General features: G+C 69.4%; 17 protein-coding genes. 11 read left to right on the top strand and 6 right to left on the bottom strand.

Going from position 1 to position 18,281, the window contains the following annotated elements:
• Window positions 1–51: 51 nt before the first annotated feature.
• A complete protein-coding gene (locus POL67_RS27470) occupies window positions 52–2,781 on the top strand; it encodes a hypothetical protein (protein ID WP_271922282.1) in 2,730 nt (909 codons plus the stop codon).
• Window positions 2,778–3,953, top strand: a complete 1,176-nt coding sequence (locus tag POL67_RS27475) for a hypothetical protein (RefSeq protein WP_271922284.1) — start codon at window positions 2,778–2,780, stop codon at window positions 3,951–3,953. Before POL67_RS27470 ends, POL67_RS27475 begins: the two co-directional genes overlap by 4 nt.
• 119 nt (window positions 3,954–4,072) lie before the next feature.
• On the opposite strand, the gene POL67_RS27480 is transcribed toward POL67_RS27475, so the two are convergent.
• The gene (locus POL67_RS27480) at window positions 4,073–4,231 is read right to left on the bottom strand and encodes a hypothetical protein (protein ID WP_271922285.1); all 159 of its coding nucleotides are present in this window, start codon (window positions 4,229–4,231) and stop codon (window positions 4,073–4,075) included.
• Window positions 4,232–4,330: 99 nt separating this feature from the next.
• The gene (locus POL67_RS27485) at window positions 4,331–4,966 is read right to left on the bottom strand and encodes a response regulator (protein ID WP_136934646.1); all 636 of its coding nucleotides are present in this window, start codon (window positions 4,964–4,966) and stop codon (window positions 4,331–4,333) included.
• A gap of 341 nt (window positions 4,967–5,307) precedes the next feature.
• Here POL67_RS27485 and POL67_RS27490 point away from each other — a divergent pair, with 341 nt between their 5' ends.
• Window positions 5,308–6,201 (top strand): lysophospholipid acyltransferase family protein, encoded by an 894-nt coding sequence (locus POL67_RS27490; protein ID WP_271922288.1) that lies wholly within the window; start codon window positions 5,308–5,310, stop codon window positions 6,199–6,201.
• A gap of 418 nt (window positions 6,202–6,619) precedes the next feature.
• Here the strand turns inward: POL67_RS27490 and POL67_RS27495 are convergent, their stop codons facing one another.
• The 3 genes from POL67_RS27495 to POL67_RS27505 all read right to left on the bottom strand — a co-directional run bounded on the left by POL67_RS27495 (window position 6,620) and on the right by POL67_RS27505 (window position 9,309).
• Complete coding sequence (locus POL67_RS27495) at window positions 6,620–7,369, bottom strand: ABC transporter ATP-binding protein (protein WP_271922290.1); 750 nt, start codon at window positions 7,367–7,369, stop codon at window positions 6,620–6,622.
• A 17-nt stretch (window positions 7,370–7,386) separates the two neighbouring features.
• Window positions 7,387–8,949 (bottom strand): serine/threonine-protein kinase, encoded by a 1,563-nt coding sequence (locus POL67_RS27500; protein ID WP_271922292.1) that lies wholly within the window; start codon window positions 8,947–8,949, stop codon window positions 7,387–7,389.
• Window positions 8,950–9,084: 135 nt separating this feature from the next.
• Window positions 9,085–9,309 (bottom strand): hypothetical protein, encoded by a 225-nt coding sequence (locus tag POL67_RS27505; protein ID WP_271922294.1) that lies wholly within the window; start codon window positions 9,307–9,309, stop codon window positions 9,085–9,087.
• A 143-nt stretch (window positions 9,310–9,452) separates the two neighbouring features.
• Here POL67_RS27505 and POL67_RS53735 point away from each other — a divergent pair, with 143 nt between their 5' ends.
• The 8 genes from POL67_RS53735 to POL67_RS27545 all read left to right on the top strand — a co-directional run bounded on the left by POL67_RS53735 (window position 9,453) and on the right by POL67_RS27545 (window position 17,700).
• Complete coding sequence (locus POL67_RS53735) at window positions 9,453–10,793, top strand: AAA family ATPase (protein ID WP_271922296.1); 1,341 nt, start codon at window positions 9,453–9,455, stop codon at window positions 10,791–10,793.
• 3 nt (window positions 10,794–10,796) lie between these two features.
• Complete coding sequence (locus POL67_RS27515) at window positions 10,797–11,318, top strand: hypothetical protein (RefSeq protein WP_271922298.1); 522 nt, start codon at window positions 10,797–10,799, stop codon at window positions 11,316–11,318.
• Between the two features lie 388 nt (window positions 11,319–11,706).
• Entirely contained in the window at window positions 11,707–12,810 is a 1,104-nt protein-coding gene (locus tag POL67_RS27520; RefSeq protein WP_271922300.1) for an alpha/beta hydrolase family protein, read from the top strand.
• Window positions 12,811–12,866: 56 nt separating this feature from the next.
• Window positions 12,867–13,829: a GGDEF domain-containing protein gene (locus tag POL67_RS27525; protein WP_271922303.1), complete on the top strand. Its 963-nt coding sequence runs from the start codon at window positions 12,867–12,869 to the stop codon at window positions 13,827–13,829.
• A gap of 59 nt (window positions 13,830–13,888) precedes the next feature.
• Window positions 13,889–15,250 carry a glutamine synthetase family protein gene (locus tag POL67_RS27530; RefSeq protein ID WP_271922305.1) on the top strand — a complete coding sequence of 454 codons (1,362 nt, stop codon included), beginning with the start codon at window positions 13,889–13,891 and terminating at the stop codon, window positions 15,248–15,250.
• A 21-nt stretch (window positions 15,251–15,271) separates the two neighbouring features.
• On the top strand, window positions 15,272–16,414 hold the full coding sequence (locus POL67_RS27535; RefSeq protein ID WP_271922307.1) for an iron-containing alcohol dehydrogenase: 1,143 nt from the start codon (window positions 15,272–15,274) through the stop codon (window positions 16,412–16,414).
• A 254-nt stretch (window positions 16,415–16,668) separates the two neighbouring features.
• Window positions 16,669–17,298, top strand: coding sequence for a sterol desaturase family protein (locus POL67_RS27540; RefSeq protein ID WP_271922309.1), 630 nt, complete (start codon window positions 16,669–16,671; stop codon window positions 17,296–17,298).
• A 45-nt stretch (window positions 17,299–17,343) separates the two neighbouring features.
• Entirely contained in the window at window positions 17,344–17,700 is a 357-nt protein-coding gene (locus POL67_RS27545) for a hypothetical protein (RefSeq protein ID WP_271922311.1), read from the top strand.
• A 122-nt stretch (window positions 17,701–17,822) separates the two neighbouring features.
• Here the strand turns inward: POL67_RS27545 and POL67_RS27550 are convergent, their stop codons facing one another.
• Window positions 17,823–18,068 (bottom strand): hypothetical protein, encoded by a 246-nt coding sequence (locus tag POL67_RS27550; RefSeq protein WP_271922313.1) that lies wholly within the window; start codon window positions 18,066–18,068, stop codon window positions 17,823–17,825.
• Between the last annotated feature and the right edge of the window lie 213 nt (window positions 18,069–18,281).

An 18,281-nucleotide genomic window follows, 5' to 3' on the forward strand; every position in this document is an offset into this window, starting at 1 on the left:
GAGCATGGTCATTGCCGGAAGGCTCCTCGCGCCCGAGCGCGGAGGGAGCAGATGGTCCGCTTGAGCACCGAGAGCACACCACGCGAGCGACTCGCGCGGCTCGTCGTCCTCATGAAACGAACGCGCGGGTATGCGCGGAGCACGATCGCCATCGCCGCGACGCTCGTCCTCGCTTCGCTCTTGCTCGCGCTTTCCACGAAGCGGATTTACCGGAGCGAGGCGACGGTCGTGTACCGCGAGGTCGTGCGCGCCGGCCGGGAAGGCGAGAGCGCGGCCCAGCGCGCGGCGCGGCTCGGCCCGCGATTGAAGGAGATCGTCCTCTCGCGCGGCACGCTCTCGTCGATCATCCAGGAGTTCGATCTTTATCCCGAGCTCGCGGAAAAATCGATGCTCGAGGCCGTGGCGGAGATGCAGAAAAACGTCTCCTTCCGCGCCCGCACCCAGGACACGTTCGCGCTCTCGTTCTCGCACCACGATCCGGCCACGGCGCAGTCCGTCACGAAGCGCATCGCCGAGGTGATGATCGCGGACTACAGCAAAGACAACCTCACGACGGCCGCGCTGAACCACGACGTCTTGCGCCGCGAGCTCGACGAGGCCAATCACGCGGTCGAGGACGCGAGCCGGGCGCTCGCGCGGTTCCTCGCCAAACACCCGCAATTCACGTGGGGCATCAACGACTCGCCCTACGCCCCGACAGCGCCGCAGCCCGGCGCGGCGCTTCCGGTCGCGCCGGCGAATCCGGTGCATCGTTCGCCCCAGGCGAGCCGAGAAAAAGCGCCCGCGGATCCTGTGCTCGCGCGGCTCCTGCAGAGACTCGCGCAGATCGACGCCGAGCTCGCCGGCCCGGGAAAGCCGGGCGCGCCGCCGCCGCCGTTGCCCGTGAACGTGAGCGACGCGCAGAAGCAAAGGGACGCGGCCGCGGCCGCGCTCGCCGCGGCGGAGACGGATCTCGCGACGAAATTGCAAAAGGTCACGCCCGTGCACCCGGACGCGATCTCCGCGCAATCGAAGGTGTCGCGGGCGCGGAGCGCGCTCGCCACGGCCGAAAAGACGCTCGATCTCTTGCGAACGGGCGGGGTCGCGCCGCCGCCGGTCGAGGGCGAGGGAATCGATCCGGCCCGTCGCGCGGCGCTGGAGGAGGAGCGTCGCGCGATCGCCGCGCAGATCTCGGCCCGAAGGACGGTCGCGCCGCGCGGCAGGTCGGTGGTCACGAGTCCGGGCCCGAACACCGGGACCGCGCTCGGCACGGGCGCAGGGGCGGCGACGGCGCCCGAGACGACCGATCCCGAAATCGTGGAGCTCGAGACCGAGTGGCACAAGCTGCGGCTCGATCTGGAGCGGGCGCGGGACCATTTCCGCAAGGTGCAGGACAAGGAGCGCGGCGCGAGCCTGACCGCGTCGGCCGCCGAGGAGGAAGCCCAGGAGGCGCTCGTCGTGGTGGATCCGGCCTACCTACCGGTGAAGCCGGACCGCGGGCGCGGGCGCGTGTTCTTCGCCGGATCGTTCGTCGCGTTGTTCCTCGCGCTCGGGTATGCGGGCGCGCGCGTCCTCCTGTGCGAGACGATCCTCGACGAGGGCGATGTCGAGGCGCTCGGCGAGCCGCCATTGCTCGTGTCGGTGCCCCACATCCCCGAGCCGAAGACGAGCACCGCGCTCGTGACGCGGGATGCGTCGGGGCCGCCGCCGCCATCGTCTCGAAGGCCCGCCGACGCAGGGCCGAAGAGCCGGCCGCCGGACAGCGGCTCCGTTGAAATTCGATTCGAGGAGGCAGAAGCGCCGCTGACCGACGAGCCCGTCGTCATGCCGCTCGGCGCGCCGCCGTCCACCCCGGAGGCCGCAGACGAGCCTCTGCCGTCCAAGCGGATCCGCATGCAAACGCTGCCCTACGGCGCGACGCTCGCGGACTACCTCGCGAAGGCGAAGAGCGAGCCGCCGCCGGCCGAGGACCCGACGGACGAGGAGCTGCCTGCCGAGGCGATCGACGAAGGCGCCGTGGACGAGCCGGCGCCGGAGAGCGAGCCGGTCGCGCTCTCGCTGCGGAACCCGAACGCGGGCGTGATGTCGATCGCGCCGGAGGTCGAGGTCGTGGGGATGCCCTTCGACCCCGAGAACGAAGGGGCGCTCGAGCTCGTGCGAGGCGCGCCACCCGCGGTGCTCGGCGCGCTCCGCGTACTCCGGCACCGGCTGGAGCAAAAGCGAGGCGAGAGCCCGCTCGTGCTGAGCGTGCTCTCCCCAGGGATCGGCGAGGGCAAGAGCGCGGTCGCGGCGCGGCTCGCGATGACCCTGGCCGAGGCGGAGCGGGCGCGGGTCGTGCTGGTCGAGGGCAACCTCGGCCGGCCACGTCTCGCCTCGATGCTGCGCCTGCGCGTGCCCGAGGAGATGGGCTTCTCGGCGCAGCTCCGCCGGCACATGAGCGGCCGCTGGGAGCCCTGGAGCGTGCTCCGGATTGGCGCCTCGCTCTACGTGCTCGCCGAGCCGGCGACGGAGGCGGCATTCCCAACGGCGCTGCATTCGACGTGGTTCGAGGGGGCCGTGCACGCGCTGAAGGAGAGCTACGATTACGTGGTCATCGACGGCTGCGCAGTGCTCGGCTCCGGAGACGCGAACGTGCTCGAGGACGTGAGCGACGTCTGCATCCTGCTCGCACGCGCGGGCATGACGAAGGGCAGCGAGCTCGCGCGCGCGGCCAAGCAGCTCGGCGACCGGCGCATGTTCGGGGTCGTGCTGAACGACGTGCGCACGTGGAGCGGCGCGCCGAAGGGGAGGGCGAGCGCATGAAGGTGGAGGCCGCGCACAAAGCGGTGGCGGGGCGGATCGCGCCGTGGGCCGAGAAGCTCGCGCCATGGATGGGGAGCTGGGCCGAGGCGCGGCTCGTCCGCAGCGTCGAGCGGATCGTCTTCGGCGAGGTCGTGCGGCCAAAGCACGTGCTCGTGGCGATCTGCGATCACTTCGAGCCGCTCTGGACCGGCGACGCGAAATCCCCGGGCGCAGCGCCGCTCTCGCGCGGGCTCACCCGGGTCGCGGCCTGGCGGCGTGGTTATCCCGCGCTCGCCGCGTCGCTGCGCGACGCGAATGGAAGGCCCCCGCGGCACACGTTTTTTTATCCAGGCGACCAGTACGATCCGGCGCTCGTCGAGCCCATCGCCGAGCTCGTGGCGATGGGGCTCGGCGAGGTGGAGGTGCACCTGCACCACGACCGGGACACGCGGAGCACGCTGCGGGAGAAATTCGAGGAGACGCTCGTCTCGCTCGGCCGGCACGGCCTCGTGCCGCGGGTGCATGGCGCAGATCGATGGTCGTTCATCCACGGCAACTGGTGCCTGGCAAATTCGCGCGCCGACGGCGCCCATTGCGGCGTGGACGACGAGCTCGATCTGCTGCACGAGCTCGGCTGTTATGCCGACTTCACGTTCCCGTCAGCGCCGGACCGGACGCAGCCGCGGATCGTGAACAGCATCTATTATCCGTCCGGCGACGTGAAGCGTCGCAAAGCGCACGAGCGAGGAAGGCCAGCAAGCGTGGGCGACGGGCGCATGGAGCGGGTGCTCTGCATGCAGGGTCCACTCGCGCTCTCCTTGCGGCAGGGCCCAGGGCTGCCGCTGCGGATCGACGCGGGCGCATTGACGGCGCGGGATCCAGCAACGCTGCCGCGGCTCGAGAGCTGGATCGACCAGGGCGTGTCGGTGCGAGGCAAGCCAGAATGGGTCTTCGTCAAGCTGTCGACGCACGGCGCCCCCGAGCGCGAAGCCGAGAGCCTGCTCGGCGCCCCGCAGCGGCGCTTTCACGAAGCACTCGCGTGGCTGGGAAAGCAGGAAGGTTTCCGGGTGCATTACGTGACAGCGCGGGAGATGTACAACATCGCCCGCGCCGCCATGGATGGCCGGCTCGGAGATCCGTTCGAGTTCCGTGACTACGAGGTTCCGCCAGCAGCGCGGGCCTGTCAGGCCTGAGTTCTCCGGCAGCCGTTTCGCTGGGGCTTTGCCCCAGGCCCCACCCGGGGCTGTCCGCCCCGGGACCCGGACCAGCGCAAGCGCTGGACTCGGGGTCGATGAACTGCGCTCCGCGCAGTTCATCGAACAGCCGCTGACAAGACCAGCGACGATCCTGCCAGCCAAGACGGCGACGCTGCAGGTTCCACCAGCAGCGTGCCCGCCGCCGGCTTGAAATCCCCCTTCATGGTCTTGCCACCGGCCCGTTGGAAGAACTGCGCATCGCGCAGTTCTTCCAACGTCGGTCCAGGCCGTGCCTGGTTCGGGTCGAGGGGCGAACAGCCCCCGCGGGGTCCGGGGCAGCGCCCCGGCGCGACGCCTCCCGACGAGACCTGCGCTCAGATATCGATGAGACCGGCCCGGACGGCGAGACGGGTCAGGTCGGCGACGCTGTGGGTCGCGACCTTTGCGCAGAGGCGTGCGCGGTGGGTCTCGACGGTCTTTACGCTGATGGCGAGGTGCGCGGCCACCTCCTTTGCGCTGCTGCCCATCGCGAGCAGCCGTAAGACCTGACGCTCGCGCTCGGAGAGCGACGCGAGCACATCGCCGCGGGCGGCGTCGCGCCGCTGGAGCGCGCGCACCATGGCTGCGCTCACGTCGGGTGAGACTGCGGTGCGGCCCTTGGCGACGGTGCGTATTGCGTCGATGAGCTCCTTCATGCGGCAGCGCTTCGACAGATACCCGTCGGCGCCCGCGCGCATCGCCTCGCCCACGCGGAACTCGTCACGGAAGGTGGAGAGCACGAGCACGCGCGTCTCGCCGAACGACTTGAGCTGCCGGATGAGCTCGGTCCCGCAACGGTCCGCGAGCGACAGCTCGATCACGACGACGTCGAAGGGCTGCCGGTTCTTCTGCGAGAGCGCGTCACGCGCGCTCTCCGCCTCCACGACGAGCGTGACATCGGGCTCGTCCCGCAGGGCCTTGGCCAGCGATTCCCGTACGACATTCTGATCATCGACCAGCAAGAGCTTCATGGTTTTTCCCCCTCGCCCCACCATTACCGTGAGAACCCCCTCGAAACGAACCCGCTTTTGGGGTCGGGTTTGCCCCGTCAGGAGGGAAAAAACCTATCCGGACGTGACGAAACGCCCGGACGAACCACCGGGCAAACCCTCTTGCCTGTACACACGCGCCGGCCGCACCTGTACACATGCGCCGGTTTCACCTGTACACATGCGCCGCCCCGCGCACCCGACCGACATCGTCTTCCGCCTCCGCGACCACGCCCGCCCCGGCGTCCGCTCCCGCTGCGGCCCGCGTCTCCGTTCCCCCTGACATCTTCCCGCGAGCTGCTAATGCAGGGGGCGAGCTCCCCATGCAGAGCGGCATCCGGCACATCGCGGAGGAGCTCCGCTCCGACTCCGCGTTCCTCCGTCGGCTGATGGTCAAGGTCGTGACGAACGGCCCCGAAGCGCTGCTCCGCTACGGCCCGCTGCTCTTCGGCCCCGCCTTCGCCGCCGGCCTGCACGAAAAACGCGAGAACGTGCGCCGCAACCTGCGCCGCATCCTCGGCCCACGCCCCCCCCTCGACGAGCTCGTCGACATCGCCGCCGTCTTCACGAACTACGCGAGCTGCATGACCGAAGCGATGCTGCTCGGAACCCCGCGCGGCCGGGCGCTAGGGCTGCTCTCGAACGCGATCGGCGTCGACAACTACGAGGCATGCGCCGCCGCAGGGAAGGGCATCGTCATCGCCACAGCGCACCTCGGCGGCTGGGAGGTGGCAGGTCCGATGCTGCACAAGGTGCACGCAAAAAACGTGGTCGTGGTGATGGCCCGCGAACGCGACGAGCAAGCACGCGCGATGCAAGACGAGCTACGCGAGCGATCAGGCGTCAAGGTCGTGCACATCGGCGAGACAGCCTTCGACGCGTTGCCGCTGCTCCGGCACCTGCAGCAGGACGACGTCGTAGCCATGCAGATCGATCGCGTGCCCCCCAGGATGCGCGCGCGCTCCGTCACACTCTGCGGCGCCCCCTTCCAGGTGCCCGAGGGCCCGCTGATGATCGCCGCACTGAGCGGCGCACCCATCATGCCCGTCTTCACCCGCCGTCTCGGCTTCATGCACTACGAAGCCAACGTCCGCGCCCCCATCCACGTCCCCCGCCGGCCCACCGCACACGACCTCGACACAGCCGCGCAGCGCCTGATGGACGACCTCGGCGCGTTCCTGCAAGACAACCCCACGCAGTGGTTTCACTTCGTCTGACGGGACGACGCTCTCGCCAGGGTCTCCTCCTCGTGGGGCGTCGCGCCGGGGCGCTGCCCCGGTCCCCGCGGGGGCTGTTCGCCCCTCGACCCGAACCAGGCACGGCCTGGACCGAGGGTGGAAGAACTGCGCTCCGCGCAGTTCTTCCAACGGGCCGGTGGCAAGACCATGGAGGTGCGTCTCAAGCTGGCGGCGGGCGCGTTGCTGGTGGAACCTGCAGCGCCGCGGTCGCTGTTGGCAGGATCGTCGCCGGTCTTGACTTGCGGCTGTTCGATGAACTGCGCGGAGCGCAGTTCATCGACCCCGCGTCCAGCGCTTGCGCTGGTCCGGGTCCAGGGGCGGACAGCCCCGGTGGGGCCTGGGGCAAAGCCCCAGCTCCGCGCCCCCAAGCGAAAACCCACGGCTCAGCAGAACCTGCTTACAGGGGTCCCTCGGTCAACCCGTGGACGAACTGCCGGACGTAGGGGTCTTCGCTTGTTTTGGCTTCTTCGGTTGTGCCGTCGAACACGAGGCGACCGCGGTAGAGCATGCCGACGCGATCGGTCACGGTGAGCAGCCGATCGAGATCGCTCGACACCATCACGACGGTTGCTCCTGCGGCGCGTTGCTCGTCGCGGAGCAGCTCGAAGATTCGCTGTGACGTCACGGGATCGAGACCTGCTGCGGGCTCGTCGTAGAGCACGATCTCTGCCTTTGTGATCGTTGCTCGTGCCACGCCTACGCGCTTCTTCTGGCCGCCGGAGAGCCCTGCGGGCAGACGATCCTCGAAGCCGGGCAGCGACACCACGCGCAGCCGCTCGGCGACTCGCTCGGCGATCTCTTCGTCGGGAAGATTGAAAAGCCGGCGTAGTGGGAACGCGATGTTCTCGCCCACGGTCATGTAGTCGAAGAGCGCGTTGTTCTGGAACAACATGCCGAACCGCAGACGGAACTTCTGCAGCTCGAGATCGCTCATCTGGTGCACGTCTGCTCCCTCGACGAGGATGCGCCCTGCGTCGGGCTGGTAGAGCCCTGTGATGAGCTTGAGCAAGACGCTCTTGCCCGAGGCGCCGGGGCCGATGAGACCGTACAGACAGCCGCGCGGGATGGAGAGGTTCACGCCGCGAAGTACGGTCCGTGGGCCGAAGCTCTTCGTGATGTCTTCGATGCGGATGAGCGGCTCGGTCATGGGACGGCCGCGTCGGGCTAGTTCGCGGCGAACGTCGTTTGCGTCACGTCGAGACGCGGGTGCGCTGGGAACGAGAGCGCGCGCACCTGACCGGCGACGCAGGAGTTGATGCCTGGGTTCGAGGGCTTCGACGTCACGGTCACGCCGACGGCGCGACCGTTCTGGATGGCCGCGCAGATGCTCACCTCGGTCGAGGGCGGCACGCTGCACGAGTTGAGGTAGTTGCCTCGGTTCAGCACGTTGCCGAACGAGCCTGCGCTGAGATCGGGCGGTGCGTCCTTGCTGTAGTCCTCGATGTACTTCGAGCGCGCGCCCTCGCAGCTCATGCCGCCGCCGAGCACCGGGTACTTGCCGCCGCCGCCGCCCAGGGCGCCGCCGCCTGCGGGGCCGCCTTTGCCCTTGCCGAGCCCGGCGTCGACTTCGACGGCGACCACGCTGTCGCCCTGCACCTCTTTCGTCTCGTTCTTGCTGCCGCGCACGCTGAGCAGCCACCCGGCGAAACCTGCGCCGAGCACGCCGATCACGGCGAGACCGATGAGCGCCTTGTATTGCGTGCCCTTGCGCTCGGCGACGACGACGGCTTCGAGGTTCTTCTTCTCCTGCTTGATGTCGCGGTTCAGCTTCGCCTGCTCGGCGTACGGGGCAAACTGCTCCCAGTCCTTGATGAACCGCTCCTCGTTCAGGATTGAATCGCGCAGCGGGTTCTCCCCGAGGAAGTTGCCCGTGGCGATCTGCTGCAGGACCTCGACGGCGCTGAACGGCCCGTGATCCATGCCGTCCTTGATGACGACGTAACGCGGACGCGGATCGGACTCGAGCGCGGCCTTGAGGTCGGCGAGGCGCTGGGTGGGGTCGTTCGCGTTGCGCGCCTCGGGCGCCTTCACGACGGTGATGGGGAAGGGCCCGTCGTTCACGGGTGCTGCGGGTCGTGCCTGGACGGCGGGCGCGCCGGGGATGTTGGGGGCTCTCGGCGCGGCGGGGATGGCGACGCCGCCGGTCGTCGTGGCGGGCGGGATGAGGGACATTGCCACATCGACATCGACGCCGTCGTCGAGGCCTGCGTCCGTGGGCGGCGGCGCGATGGAGGCGCCGGGCGCGACGTTGTGCAGGGCCTGCGCGAGCGCGCCGAGATCGGCGGGGCGGTGCTTCGCGTCGGCGACGAGGGCCTTGCCGAGGATCATTTCGAGCGAGGCGGGCAGGTCGGGTACGACGTCCGTGGGCCGCTTCATGCCCGGACCAACGCTGCCGCCGGTGAGCATCTCGTAGAGGATGGAGCCGATGCTGAAGACGCTCGCGCGCGCGTCGCCGGGCGTGCCCTTGCGAGACTCGGGCGCGATGCAGGCGCGATCGGACGGCAGCACGGGGAGTGCCTCGGCCTTGTCCTCGAGCAGGCTGACGGTGGAGCCCGTGTAGAGGATGGCGGAGGGGTGAATGAAGAGCGCTTTGCCCTCGCGATGCAGCTCCTGGATTTCTGTGCAGAGCGGCACGAGGACGGAGAGCGACTCTCTCAGATCGAAGGTGCGTCCGGAGGCTCGACGCGCCTCCAACTCGGCTCGGAGTGTACCGGGCGTGATGGACATCGGCGCCACCTTAGCGCCGAAGGCCAGCGGCACTCAACATGAGCCGGGGGTGGTCGTTACGGTGAGGGCGATCCGAGGGAGGATCGTGCCCGTGGGGGGAGGGGGGGAGAGTGGTCGCCGGAGTTGCCAGGCGGCTCAGGAGAGCTGGGTGGGGGGCGGCTTGTGGCTGCGCTCTTCCTCCACGAGGATCGTGAAGACGAGACCGGCGCCGATGACGGGCAGGAGCCAGATGAGCTGGGTCTGAAGGATCTTCTGCTTGCGCTCGAAGAGACGGCTCTTGAAAACCCGGATCGTGAGCCAGGTCTGGAAAGCCACGAGAGCCAGGAGAAGGGCGCCGAGGATGCCGTCGAAGAGGTCCATGAGGGTCGGGGGAACGTAGCCAGTCGGCCTGGGCTTTCAAGGTGGGGGGCGGGTGATTTCGGGATCGAGGGCGCGGACGGTGGGGCAGGCGGCCATAGAGGTTGTCTCTTGACCCCGTTTCCGGGCGTTGCTGAGCTTCACGCGTGATTCCCCGCACCACGCCATCGCTCCGCATCTCCCGGCTGGTCGTGCAGAACTTCCGCACGTTTCAGGGTCCGACCGAGATCCCGCTCGCGTCGGGAGGCGTGGCGGACGAGGTCGCGGTCTTCCATGGAGGGAACGGGAGCGGCAAGTCGAACGCGCTGGCGGCGCTGGAGTTGTTCTTTCGGGCGCTTGGTTTCTGGATGGTCGCGCGTCGCGCGTGTGATGCCGACAGCATCCTGCGCGGATGGGAGCAGCTCGAGGACGCGTCGGGCCTCATCGTCTCGCATCGGGACTGGCCGCCGGGCATCCGCGATCCCCTTCAGATCGACGTTCATCTGGCGGATGGGCAAAAATTTTCCGCGATCTTCACGCAAGCAGGCAACCAGGTGACCCTTCGTGTCGATGGAGCGTGGGCAGGGAGGGAAAACGAGGTGCCCATGCCCGCGAAGAAGGCCACGGCCATTGCAACGAACGAGAAGGGTCTGAGCCCCCTTCAAGAACAGCAGCTCGCGTCGACCCTGGGTCGGCTCGATGCCCCGATGGGTCCGGGCAGCCGGCCCCTCTTTCGGTTCGACGCGCGCCGCCGCGCGTACCTGTACCCGAGCGACGAGAGGCGGCGGGCCGATGCGCCCGCGTCCCCGCTGTCCGCCGAGCTTGCCGCCCGCCTGCTCGAGCTCGCGAACTCTCTCGAACCCGCGGACATCGAGCGATGGCGCGCGTTCACAGAGCTCCTCTCGCGCTTCAAGACGCTGTCCGGCCGCGAGGTCAACGTCGTGCGCCAGCCCGACGGAGACGCAGACCTGCGCTTCGAGCTCCGCCGCAAGCAGATCCTCCGCGTCTCGGAGCTCAGCTCGGGCGAGCAGCAGGTGGTCGCGCTCTGCGCCGCGGTGCTCACTTCGCGCGCGGCCATCGTGGCCATCGAGGAGCCGGAGATCAGCCTGGATCCGAGTTATCAGGAGCTCCTGCGCGACGTGCTGCGCGAGCAGGTGCGGAACGGGCTCGTCGACCAGATCATCCTGGAGAGCCACGTCCCGATGTTCGATGGCCCGGAGGTCATCCGCTTCAGCCGCTCGCCGGAGGGCGTGACCTCGGTCGCGCGACAGCCCTCCGAAGCGCACGACGAGCTTCGCGAACGTGCGCGAGGGAGCGGGGCCGAGGATCAGTGGGTGACCCCCGAGGGGTACACGAAGCTGCCGAAGCTGATGCTCGACGACCTCGGGCTTCAGGCAGGCGGCTACCTCTGGTTCGTACGCTCCAAGCCTGCCGGGCGCTGGGAGGCCTGGAAGACGGAGGAGATCGACCAAGCCCTCGGGCTTCCTGGCGACGACGCCGAGGGCTAGCCCGTGCTTCGCCTCTGGATCGACACGAACTGCGCGCGCAGCGCGAAGAAGCTGCGCTTGCTGCTGCCGCTCGCGCGCAAGAAGGGCGTCACCATCGTCATTCACCCGCAGGTCTACCTGGAGCGGCGGCGCCAGATGCGGGTGGAGAAGGGGGCGGCTTTCTCGTCCCAACTGTTCGACGACCTCCTTGCCCAGCTCGGCATCGAGGTCTCTCGGCTCGAGCTCGACCAGGCGCTCGCCGCGGGCTGGGCGGATACGTTGTATGAGCGCTATCCGACGAGCGGCGGGTGGGAAGAGGCCAAGCAGCGGACCCTCGGCGGCCTGCTGCGTCAGGGCTTCGAGGTCCTCCCAGGCGACATGCCGATGACCACCGACTGGCTCATCGCTCTCCTCGTGGAGGAGGAACCATCCGCGCGCGCCATCACCCACGACGGCGGCGAGGAGTGGAAGGTGCTCCGTGAATCCCACCGCCTGTTCTCCTGGAACGAGGCGATCGCGTGGCTCGAGAGCCTGCCCTCCGTCTGAACCTGCCTCCCAGACGTGGGAACACTCCCCACCTCGCCGCAACGCGCGTTCCCTTTTCTCGCAACGCTCCCGGATCCGAAGCGAGGGGCGGTTCCGACGCCTCTCAACGCCCGCGGATCCGAAGCGACGCGTGTTCCCCTTTCTCGCAACGTGCCCCGCTTTGAAGGAACACGCGTTTCGGAATCTTCGTAACGCTCCCGGATCCCGATCCAGAAGCGTTCCCACATCTCGCAACCGCTCGCGCATCCGAATCCAAGACGATTCCCCCTTGTCGTAACGCGGTCGTGATCCGGATCCAGGCACGTTCCCCTTTTTTGGAACGCCCGCTTCTCCGTTTCGCGGTGCGTTGACGCTTCGCGGAGCGCGCTTCTTGGCTAGAGTGTCGCCCGTGCGGCTCCGGATTTTCGCCTGCGCGCTCGCTCTCGCCGCGCCGCTCGCTTTCGCATCGCTCGTCGGCGCGGGGTGCTCGCTTCCTTCCTCCGATGTAGACGGCGGAGATCTGCACGGCGTCTTCGATCGCGACGCGGGAGCCGCCGATGCCACGGCGAGCGACGCGAGCGCCAAAGATGGAGGGCGCAAGGACGGCGGGGCCGCGCCCTTGCCCGCCATGACAGCGTCGGCCGCGGCCAAGCCCGTGACGCGCCCGCCCACCGAAGGGAGCTGCGTCGCGGTCGATGGGCTGCCCGATCGCGACATCAAGCGCACGCTCGGGAGGCCGCCCTGTCCCGGCGCCGAGGTCCTCGAGTGGAAGGACGCCGCTGGCGCGCCGCGCTACGCGTGCGTCATCACGCCCAAGGGCATCGAGACGCGTGCTCCCTTGCCGCTCCTCGTCTTCTTCCACGATGCCGGCGACAACCCGCGCAGCGTCGACAAGGAGACGTCCCTGCGCAAGCTCGCCGCCCGCTTCGATCTGACCGGCGACCCGGCGCACGCGGGCTTCATCGTGCTCTCCCCGCAAGGCCGCGCCCTGCACGGCAACCGCGAGGGCGCGATGTTCGACGTCGACTACACCGGCGAGGACAACGTCGACGTCGCGACCACGGACCACTTCGTGTCGGTGCTCGCGACGCGTGGACACGTCGATCGGCGCAGGATCTACGCCGTCGGCGCCGGGCACGGGGGGCACATGGCCGCGACGTACGCGATGATGCGCGCCGATCGGGTCGCGGCGTTCGCCACGTACGGCAGCGACGCGCCGCGCGCCGCGTGGTCGTGCCCGGGTCCGCCGCCGCCGGCGTTCGTGATGTACCGGGCGTGTGATCAGATCGCGCCTTGCGCCTCGGTCGAGCGCTGGCTCCGGGCGCGCGACGCGATCGCGGCCGAGACGACCGGGCTCCGCCTCGGCGCGGCGAACGCCGAGGAGCCGTCGTGCGCGATCGACAAGAAGTGCACGAAGATCGTCGGGACCGCGCTCCACCGGCGCTGGCCCAAGGGGCGCGAGGAGGACCTGCTCCGGTTCCTGTCGCGACGCACGCTCTCCGTCGCGCCCTGATCCCAGAGCCTCGAAGTTGGGCCGGACCGAGTTCCGGGTGGTACCTTTCGAAGGCGATGTCGTTGCGACCGACGAACTCCCTGGACCTCGCGCTCGAAACGCTGCTCGACGTCCTCGACGAGGCGGTGCTCGTGTTCGACGAAGGGCTCGTGTGCCGCGCCGCCGGGCGCCGCGCCGCCGCGCTGCTCGGGCTCGATCCGGGATCGTGCGTGGGGCAGGGACGCGCGCGTCTGCTCGGGCAGATCCAAAAGGACGCGCCCGAGCTCGCAGGGCCGCTTTTGGTGCTCGAAGGCAGCGCGCTCTCGCCGGAGCGCGTGGAGATCGATCCGCTGGAGATCACGGGGCCGCCGTCGCGCACGTTCGTGTGGACGAGCGCGCCCGTCGTGAAGGGCGGCGTGGTGGTGGGGCGGATCGACGTCGTGCGTGATCAGAGCGCGTCGGCGGCGATGGCGCGCAAGCTCGACGAGGTGTCGCGGGTCGACACGCTGACGGGGCTCTCGAACCGGCGTCGTTTCGAGGAGGAGTGCGAGCGCGAGCATCGGCGCGCGCAACGCGTGTGGGACTCGTACGCCGTCGCGCGCGTGGACGTCGACGGCATGGGCGCGGTGAACGAGGCGCTCGGGAGGGAGAAGGGCGACGCGCTCCTCCGGCTGCTCGGCGAGGCGCTGCGTGCGTCGCGGCGGCAGTACGACGTGGTCGCGCGGTGGGGCGACGACGACTTCGCGTTGCTCTTGCCCTGCGTGGATCACGCCGCCGTGAAGAGCGTGCTCACGCGGGCCGCGGCGCACATGGCCGCCGCGGCGAAGGACGCGGGGTATGCGATCACGCTGAGCGTCGGCGTGGCCGTGTGGAGGCCGCCTTCGGCCGACAGCGCCGCGGACGTCCTCGGCCGCGCCACGGCTGCCCTCGACGCAGCCAAGCGCCGCGGGCCCGGGGCGATCCTCGTGGATCTTGGCGGGACAAACATCAAGAGCGACCTGGAGAGCGTCGCGGTCGAACCTCCCGAGCGCGTCGAATGAGCCCGTAGCGCCCCGCGCACGCCGCGAAGCTGTGGTACGAACTGCGGCAGGGGTGGGGCATGGGTGGAGCGTCGTACGACGAGCTCTTGGGGGAGCTCGAAGGGCGGGGGGTTCGACGTGCGAAGATCGGCGGGTTCGACGTCGATGGCGTGCTTCGAGGGAAGTACGTGTCGATGGAGAAGCTGCGCTCGGCGCTGTCGTGCGGGTTCGGGTTCTGTGACGTCATCTTCGGCTGGGATATCGGCGACGTCCTCTACGACAACGCGCGCGTGACCGGCTGGCACACGGGCTACCCCGACGCGCACGCCGTGCTCGATCCTTCGACGAAGCGCCTCGTGCCGTGGGAGCCCGGCACCGTGGCGATGCTCGCGGACTTCCGCGACGCGGACGGCGGCCCGCACCCGGCGTGCCCGCGCTCGGCGCTGAAGCGCGTGATCACGCACGCGGCGTCGCTCGGCTACCAGGCGAAGCTCTCGGCCGAGTACGAGTTCTTTCTGTTCAAAGAGACGCCCGCGTCGCTTCACGAAAAACGGTTCCAGAAGCTCGAATCACTCTCGCCGGGGATGTTCGGCTACTCGTGGGTGCGCGAGGGCCAGCAGAAGGAGCTGATGGCCGCGATCTACGACGGCATGCGCGCCTTCGACATCGAGCTCGAAGGGCTGCACACGGAGACAGGGCCGGGCGTGTACGAGGCGGCGATCCGGTACGACGACGCCCTGCGCGCGGCGGACAAGGCGGCGCTGTTCAAGGTCGCGATGAAGCAGATCGCCTACGAGCACGGGCTCAGCGTGACGTTCATGGCGAAGTGGAACGCGAGCCTGCCGGGCTCGTCCGGCCACCTGCACCAGAGCCTCTGGAAGGACGGGGAGAACGTGTTCCAGGGGCCGCCGTCCGAGGGCGGGATCTCGCGGCCGATGCGGCACTACATCGGCGGTCAGCTCGCGTGCATGCGAGAGATGACGGCGCTCGTGTCGCCGACGATCAACGCGTACAAGCGCTACGTGCCCGGCGTGTGGGCGCCGCTCACGGCGACGTGGGGCTTCGAGAACCGCACGACGGCGCTGCGGATCGTGGGCGCCGGGACGAAGGCCGCGCGGGTCGAGGTGCGGCAGGGGGCGGCCGACATCAACCCGTACATCGCGATGGCAGCGACGCTCGGCGCGGGGATCTACGGCATCGAGAACGCGATCGAACCCGACGCGCCGATCACGGGCAACGCGGGCGAGGGCGGCGAGGGGCGCGATCGGCTGCCGCGCACGCTGGCCGAGGCCACGGCGCTGCTCGCGGAGAGCCAGCGCATGCGGAGGATCCTCGGCGACGGGTTCGTTGATCACTACGTGCGCACCCGGCAGTGGGAGGTGCGCCAGTACGAGCGAGCGGTCACCGACTGGGAGCTCGCGCGGTATTTCGAGGCCATCTGAGAGGACGAAGGCGACAAGCGCATGGGACAACTGTCGATCTGGAGCTTCCCGACGCGGATCGTGTTCGGGGCCGGTGCAGCGAAGCAGACGGGCGCCGAGGCCAAGCGGCTCGGCAGCAAGCACGCGCTCGTCGTGACGGACAAGGGGGTCGTCGGCGCAGGGCTGCTCGCGCCAATCGAGGCGTCACTGCGCGAGGCGGGGATCCCGTGGACGGTCTTCGACGGCGTGCTCGGCAATCCTGTCGAGGCGAACGTGCACGACGGCGTGCGCGCGTTCCGGACGTCGGGCGCGGACCTCGTGATCGCGGTCGGCGGCGGCTCGCCGCTCGACGTGGGCAAGCTCGTGCGCCTCGGCATCCACCACCACCGGCCGCTCGCCGAGTACGACGACGCGATCGGCGGCGACCAGCACATCACGGCAAACGTGCCGCCGATGCTCGCGCTGCCCACGACGGCAGGGACGGGCAGCGAGGTCGGGCGCTCGGGCGTGGTGACGCTCGACGTCAACCACCGGAAGACCGTCATCTTTTCGCCGCACCTGCTCGCGAACGCCGCGCTCCTCGATCCCGAGCTGACGCGCTCGATGCCAGCGTTCCTCACGGCCGCGACGGGCATCGATGCGCTCACGCACTGCCTGGAGGCGTACGTGGCGAAGGGGGATCACCCGATGGCGGACGGCATCGCGCTCGAAGGGATCCGGCACGTCGGGCGGTACCTCGAGCGGGCCGTGAAGCACGGCGTCGACCTCGAGGCGCGCGGCGGGATGATGAAGGCCGCGATGATGGGCGCGGTCGCGTTCCAGAAGGGGCTCGGCGCGTGCCACTCGCTCGCGCATCCGCTGTCGAGTGAACACGGGACGCACCACGGGCTCGCCAACGCGCTGTGCCTGCCGGCGGTCTGCGCGTTCAACGCGGAGGTCGCGAGGACGCGCCTCGCGGAGGTCTCGGTCCTGCTCGGCGGCGAGGCGAGCCCGGCCGGCTGCGTCGAGGCCGTGCGCCGGCTGCGCGAGCGGATCGGCTTGCCGGCGACCCTCTCGCAGGCGGGCGTGCCACGCGAGAACCTCGATCGCCTCGCCGATCTCGCCTTCCAGGACGCCTGCCACACGTCGAACCCGCGGCCCTGCACCCGGGACGACCTCCGCGCGCTCTACGAAGCGTCTTTCTGAGCCTTTGCCCCGCGCCCCTCAGGTGCGACGCGAAGGATGTTTCGTCGCCCGGCTCCCTCGGGTCGCACCTCGACTCTGCAGCACAAGCTCCCGAAATCACTCCTTGATTCGCCGAAGCGTCTTCCGCGCGCCTCGGACCTCGCCGCGCGCTGGCGCGGCGGTCCCGGAAAGGTGTTCCAGGTCTCGGTTCGCCAGGGTTTGCGCGCCTTGCGTACTCTGGCGATTCTGCCCGGAATGCGTTAGGTGTCGGGTCGATGGTAGCCATGGCCCCGGATCGCGTCGGCGGATCGTCCAAACCGGCCACCTGCCGGATGTTCGAGACCCCGCTCATCGAGCGGTTTTCCCGCATCCACCCGGCGACGCCGTTCCTGTTCTGGCTCCCGGTCTACGGCTACCTCGCGTTCCGTGCCTACGAGAACGGAACCGGGCTCGTCATCGGTTTGTCGCTCGGCTTCCTCGGCCTGTTCGTGTGGACGCTCGCCGAGTACGTGCTGCACCGCTGGGTCTTCCACTATGTGGGGCCACGGCTCTGGCAACGGCGCGTGCATTTCGTCCTGCACGGGGTCCACCACGACTTCCCGCAGGACGCGGATCGGCTCGTGTTCCCACTCGGGGCGAGCATCCCGTTCGGCGTGGTGTTTTACCTGCTCTTCCGCGCGATCGTGGGGCCCGTGCTCGTGGATCCGCTCTTCGTGGGCTTCGGGCTCGGCTACCTCGTGTACGACGGCACCCACTACGCGATCCACCACTTCCGGATGAGCTCGCGCTGGGGCAAGTGGATCAAGCGGCACCACATGATCCACCACCACACCGGCGCCCACGCGCGCTGGGGCGTCTCGTCGCCGCTCTGGGACTACGTGTTCGGGACGATGAAGTCCCCCTGAACGGCCGCGCCGGCGGTTGGAACGGGCCCTGCTGGAAGGGCCGCCATGAGCCGGAGAGGTGGTCGAAGCGTGCGCGCCCACGTGGGCGTTCGCGAAGGACGGACGGTGCATCGGCCGGATGGGGAGCTCGATGCCGTCGAAGGGTTGATCTATCGGTCGCGGAAGCTACGTCGGCGCGGCGATACGCGGGGCGCGCTCGTGCTGCTGCGGCAGGCGTGCTCGCAGGACGAGTGGCGCGCGCGAACGTTCACGCTGTTCGGCGCGCTCCTGTCGGAGGAAGGTCACCACGACGAGGCGGCGAAGGCACTTTTGCACGCGCGCTGGCTACGGCAGCGGGCCGGCGAGGCGCCACGCGCGGAGGTGACGGCGCGGCTGCTCGAAGCGGAGCTGGCCGCGCGTTAGTAGCCTGTGGACTTATCTGCTGCGCGCCCCGGATCGTCGGTCGACATCGCTCGAAATCCTTCAGGATTCCTCGCTCCGTCGCCCTAGCTTCGGGGCGCTCGCGACGATCATTCCACAGGCTGCTAGGACGCCGCGCGGACGGGGCGCAAGGCGCCCACATAGAACGAGCGGAGGGTGTTGCGGCCGCAGAAGGGGCAGGCCCACCCGATGTCGAAGCGCTCGCCCGAGGCCCCGATGCTGTGGGCCGGCGCGACCTCGCGCGCTCGCCCTCGCGACGCCGTGCCGGTGACGACGTGATGTTTCTCGTCGAGCGTCGCAAGAAGGATCGCCTGGCACTCGCATCGGCTCTGCACGCTGAACTGGCTCATGGATCTCCTGCGTCGGCGAGCCGCCCCGGACGTGTGGGACCTCGGCGCGGCCGGTGATTCGCCCGGGGCGCTTATAAGGCCTGACGAAAAATGGCTCAAGGGGGTTCGGGGGCGCCGCGGGGCGCGTCGGGCGTAGCCCTCGGGCGTCGAATGAGGGTACGCTCGGCCCAGAAGTCGGTCGCTTCTCGGGAGGGGTGGGAATATGGGGGCGCT

The sequence above is a fragment of the Polyangium mundeleinium genome (assembly GCF_028369105.1).
GTDB classification, from domain to species: Bacteria; Myxococcota_A; Polyangia; order Polyangiales; family Polyangiaceae; genus Polyangium; species Polyangium mundeleinium.

Coding starts and splice junctions, on each gene's coding strand:
- POL67_RS27475 (WP_271922284.1), top strand. CDS start 2,778: ATGAAGGTGGAGGCCGCGCACAAAGCGGTGGCGGGGCGGATCGCGCCG.
- POL67_RS27505 (WP_271922294.1), bottom strand. CDS start 9,309: ATGGACCTCTTCGACGGCATCCTCGGCGCCCTTCTCCTGGCTCTCGTG.
- POL67_RS27535 (WP_271922307.1), top strand. CDS start 15,272: ATGGGACAACTGTCGATCTGGAGCTTCCCGACGCGGATCGTGTTCGGG.
- POL67_RS27490 (WP_271922288.1), top strand. CDS start 5,308: ATGCAGAGCGGCATCCGGCACATCGCGGAGGAGCTCCGCTCCGACTCC.
- POL67_RS27485 (WP_136934646.1), bottom strand. CDS start 4,966: ATGAAGCTCTTGCTGGTCGATGATCAGAATGTCGTACGGGAATCGCTG.
- POL67_RS27550 (WP_271922313.1), bottom strand. CDS start 18,068: ATGAGCCAGTTCAGCGTGCAGAGCCGATGCGAGTGCCAGGCGATCCTT.
- POL67_RS27495 (WP_271922290.1), bottom strand. CDS start 7,369: ATGACCGAGCCGCTCATCCGCATCGAAGACATCACGAAGAGCTTCGGC.
- POL67_RS27545 (WP_271922311.1), top strand. CDS start 17,344: ATGAGCCGGAGAGGTGGTCGAAGCGTGCGCGCCCACGTGGGCGTTCGC.
- POL67_RS27525 (WP_271922303.1), top strand. CDS start 12,867: ATGTCGTTGCGACCGACGAACTCCCTGGACCTCGCGCTCGAAACGCTG.
- POL67_RS27530 (WP_271922305.1), top strand. CDS start 13,889: ATGGGTGGAGCGTCGTACGACGAGCTCTTGGGGGAGCTCGAAGGGCGG.
- POL67_RS27470 (WP_271922282.1), top strand. CDS start 52: ATGGTCCGCTTGAGCACCGAGAGCACACCACGCGAGCGACTCGCGCGG.
- POL67_RS27540 (WP_271922309.1), top strand. CDS start 16,669: ATGGTAGCCATGGCCCCGGATCGCGTCGGCGGATCGTCCAAACCGGCC.
- POL67_RS27500 (WP_271922292.1), bottom strand. CDS start 8,949: ATGTCCATCACGCCCGGTACACTCCGAGCCGAGTTGGAGGCGCGTCGA.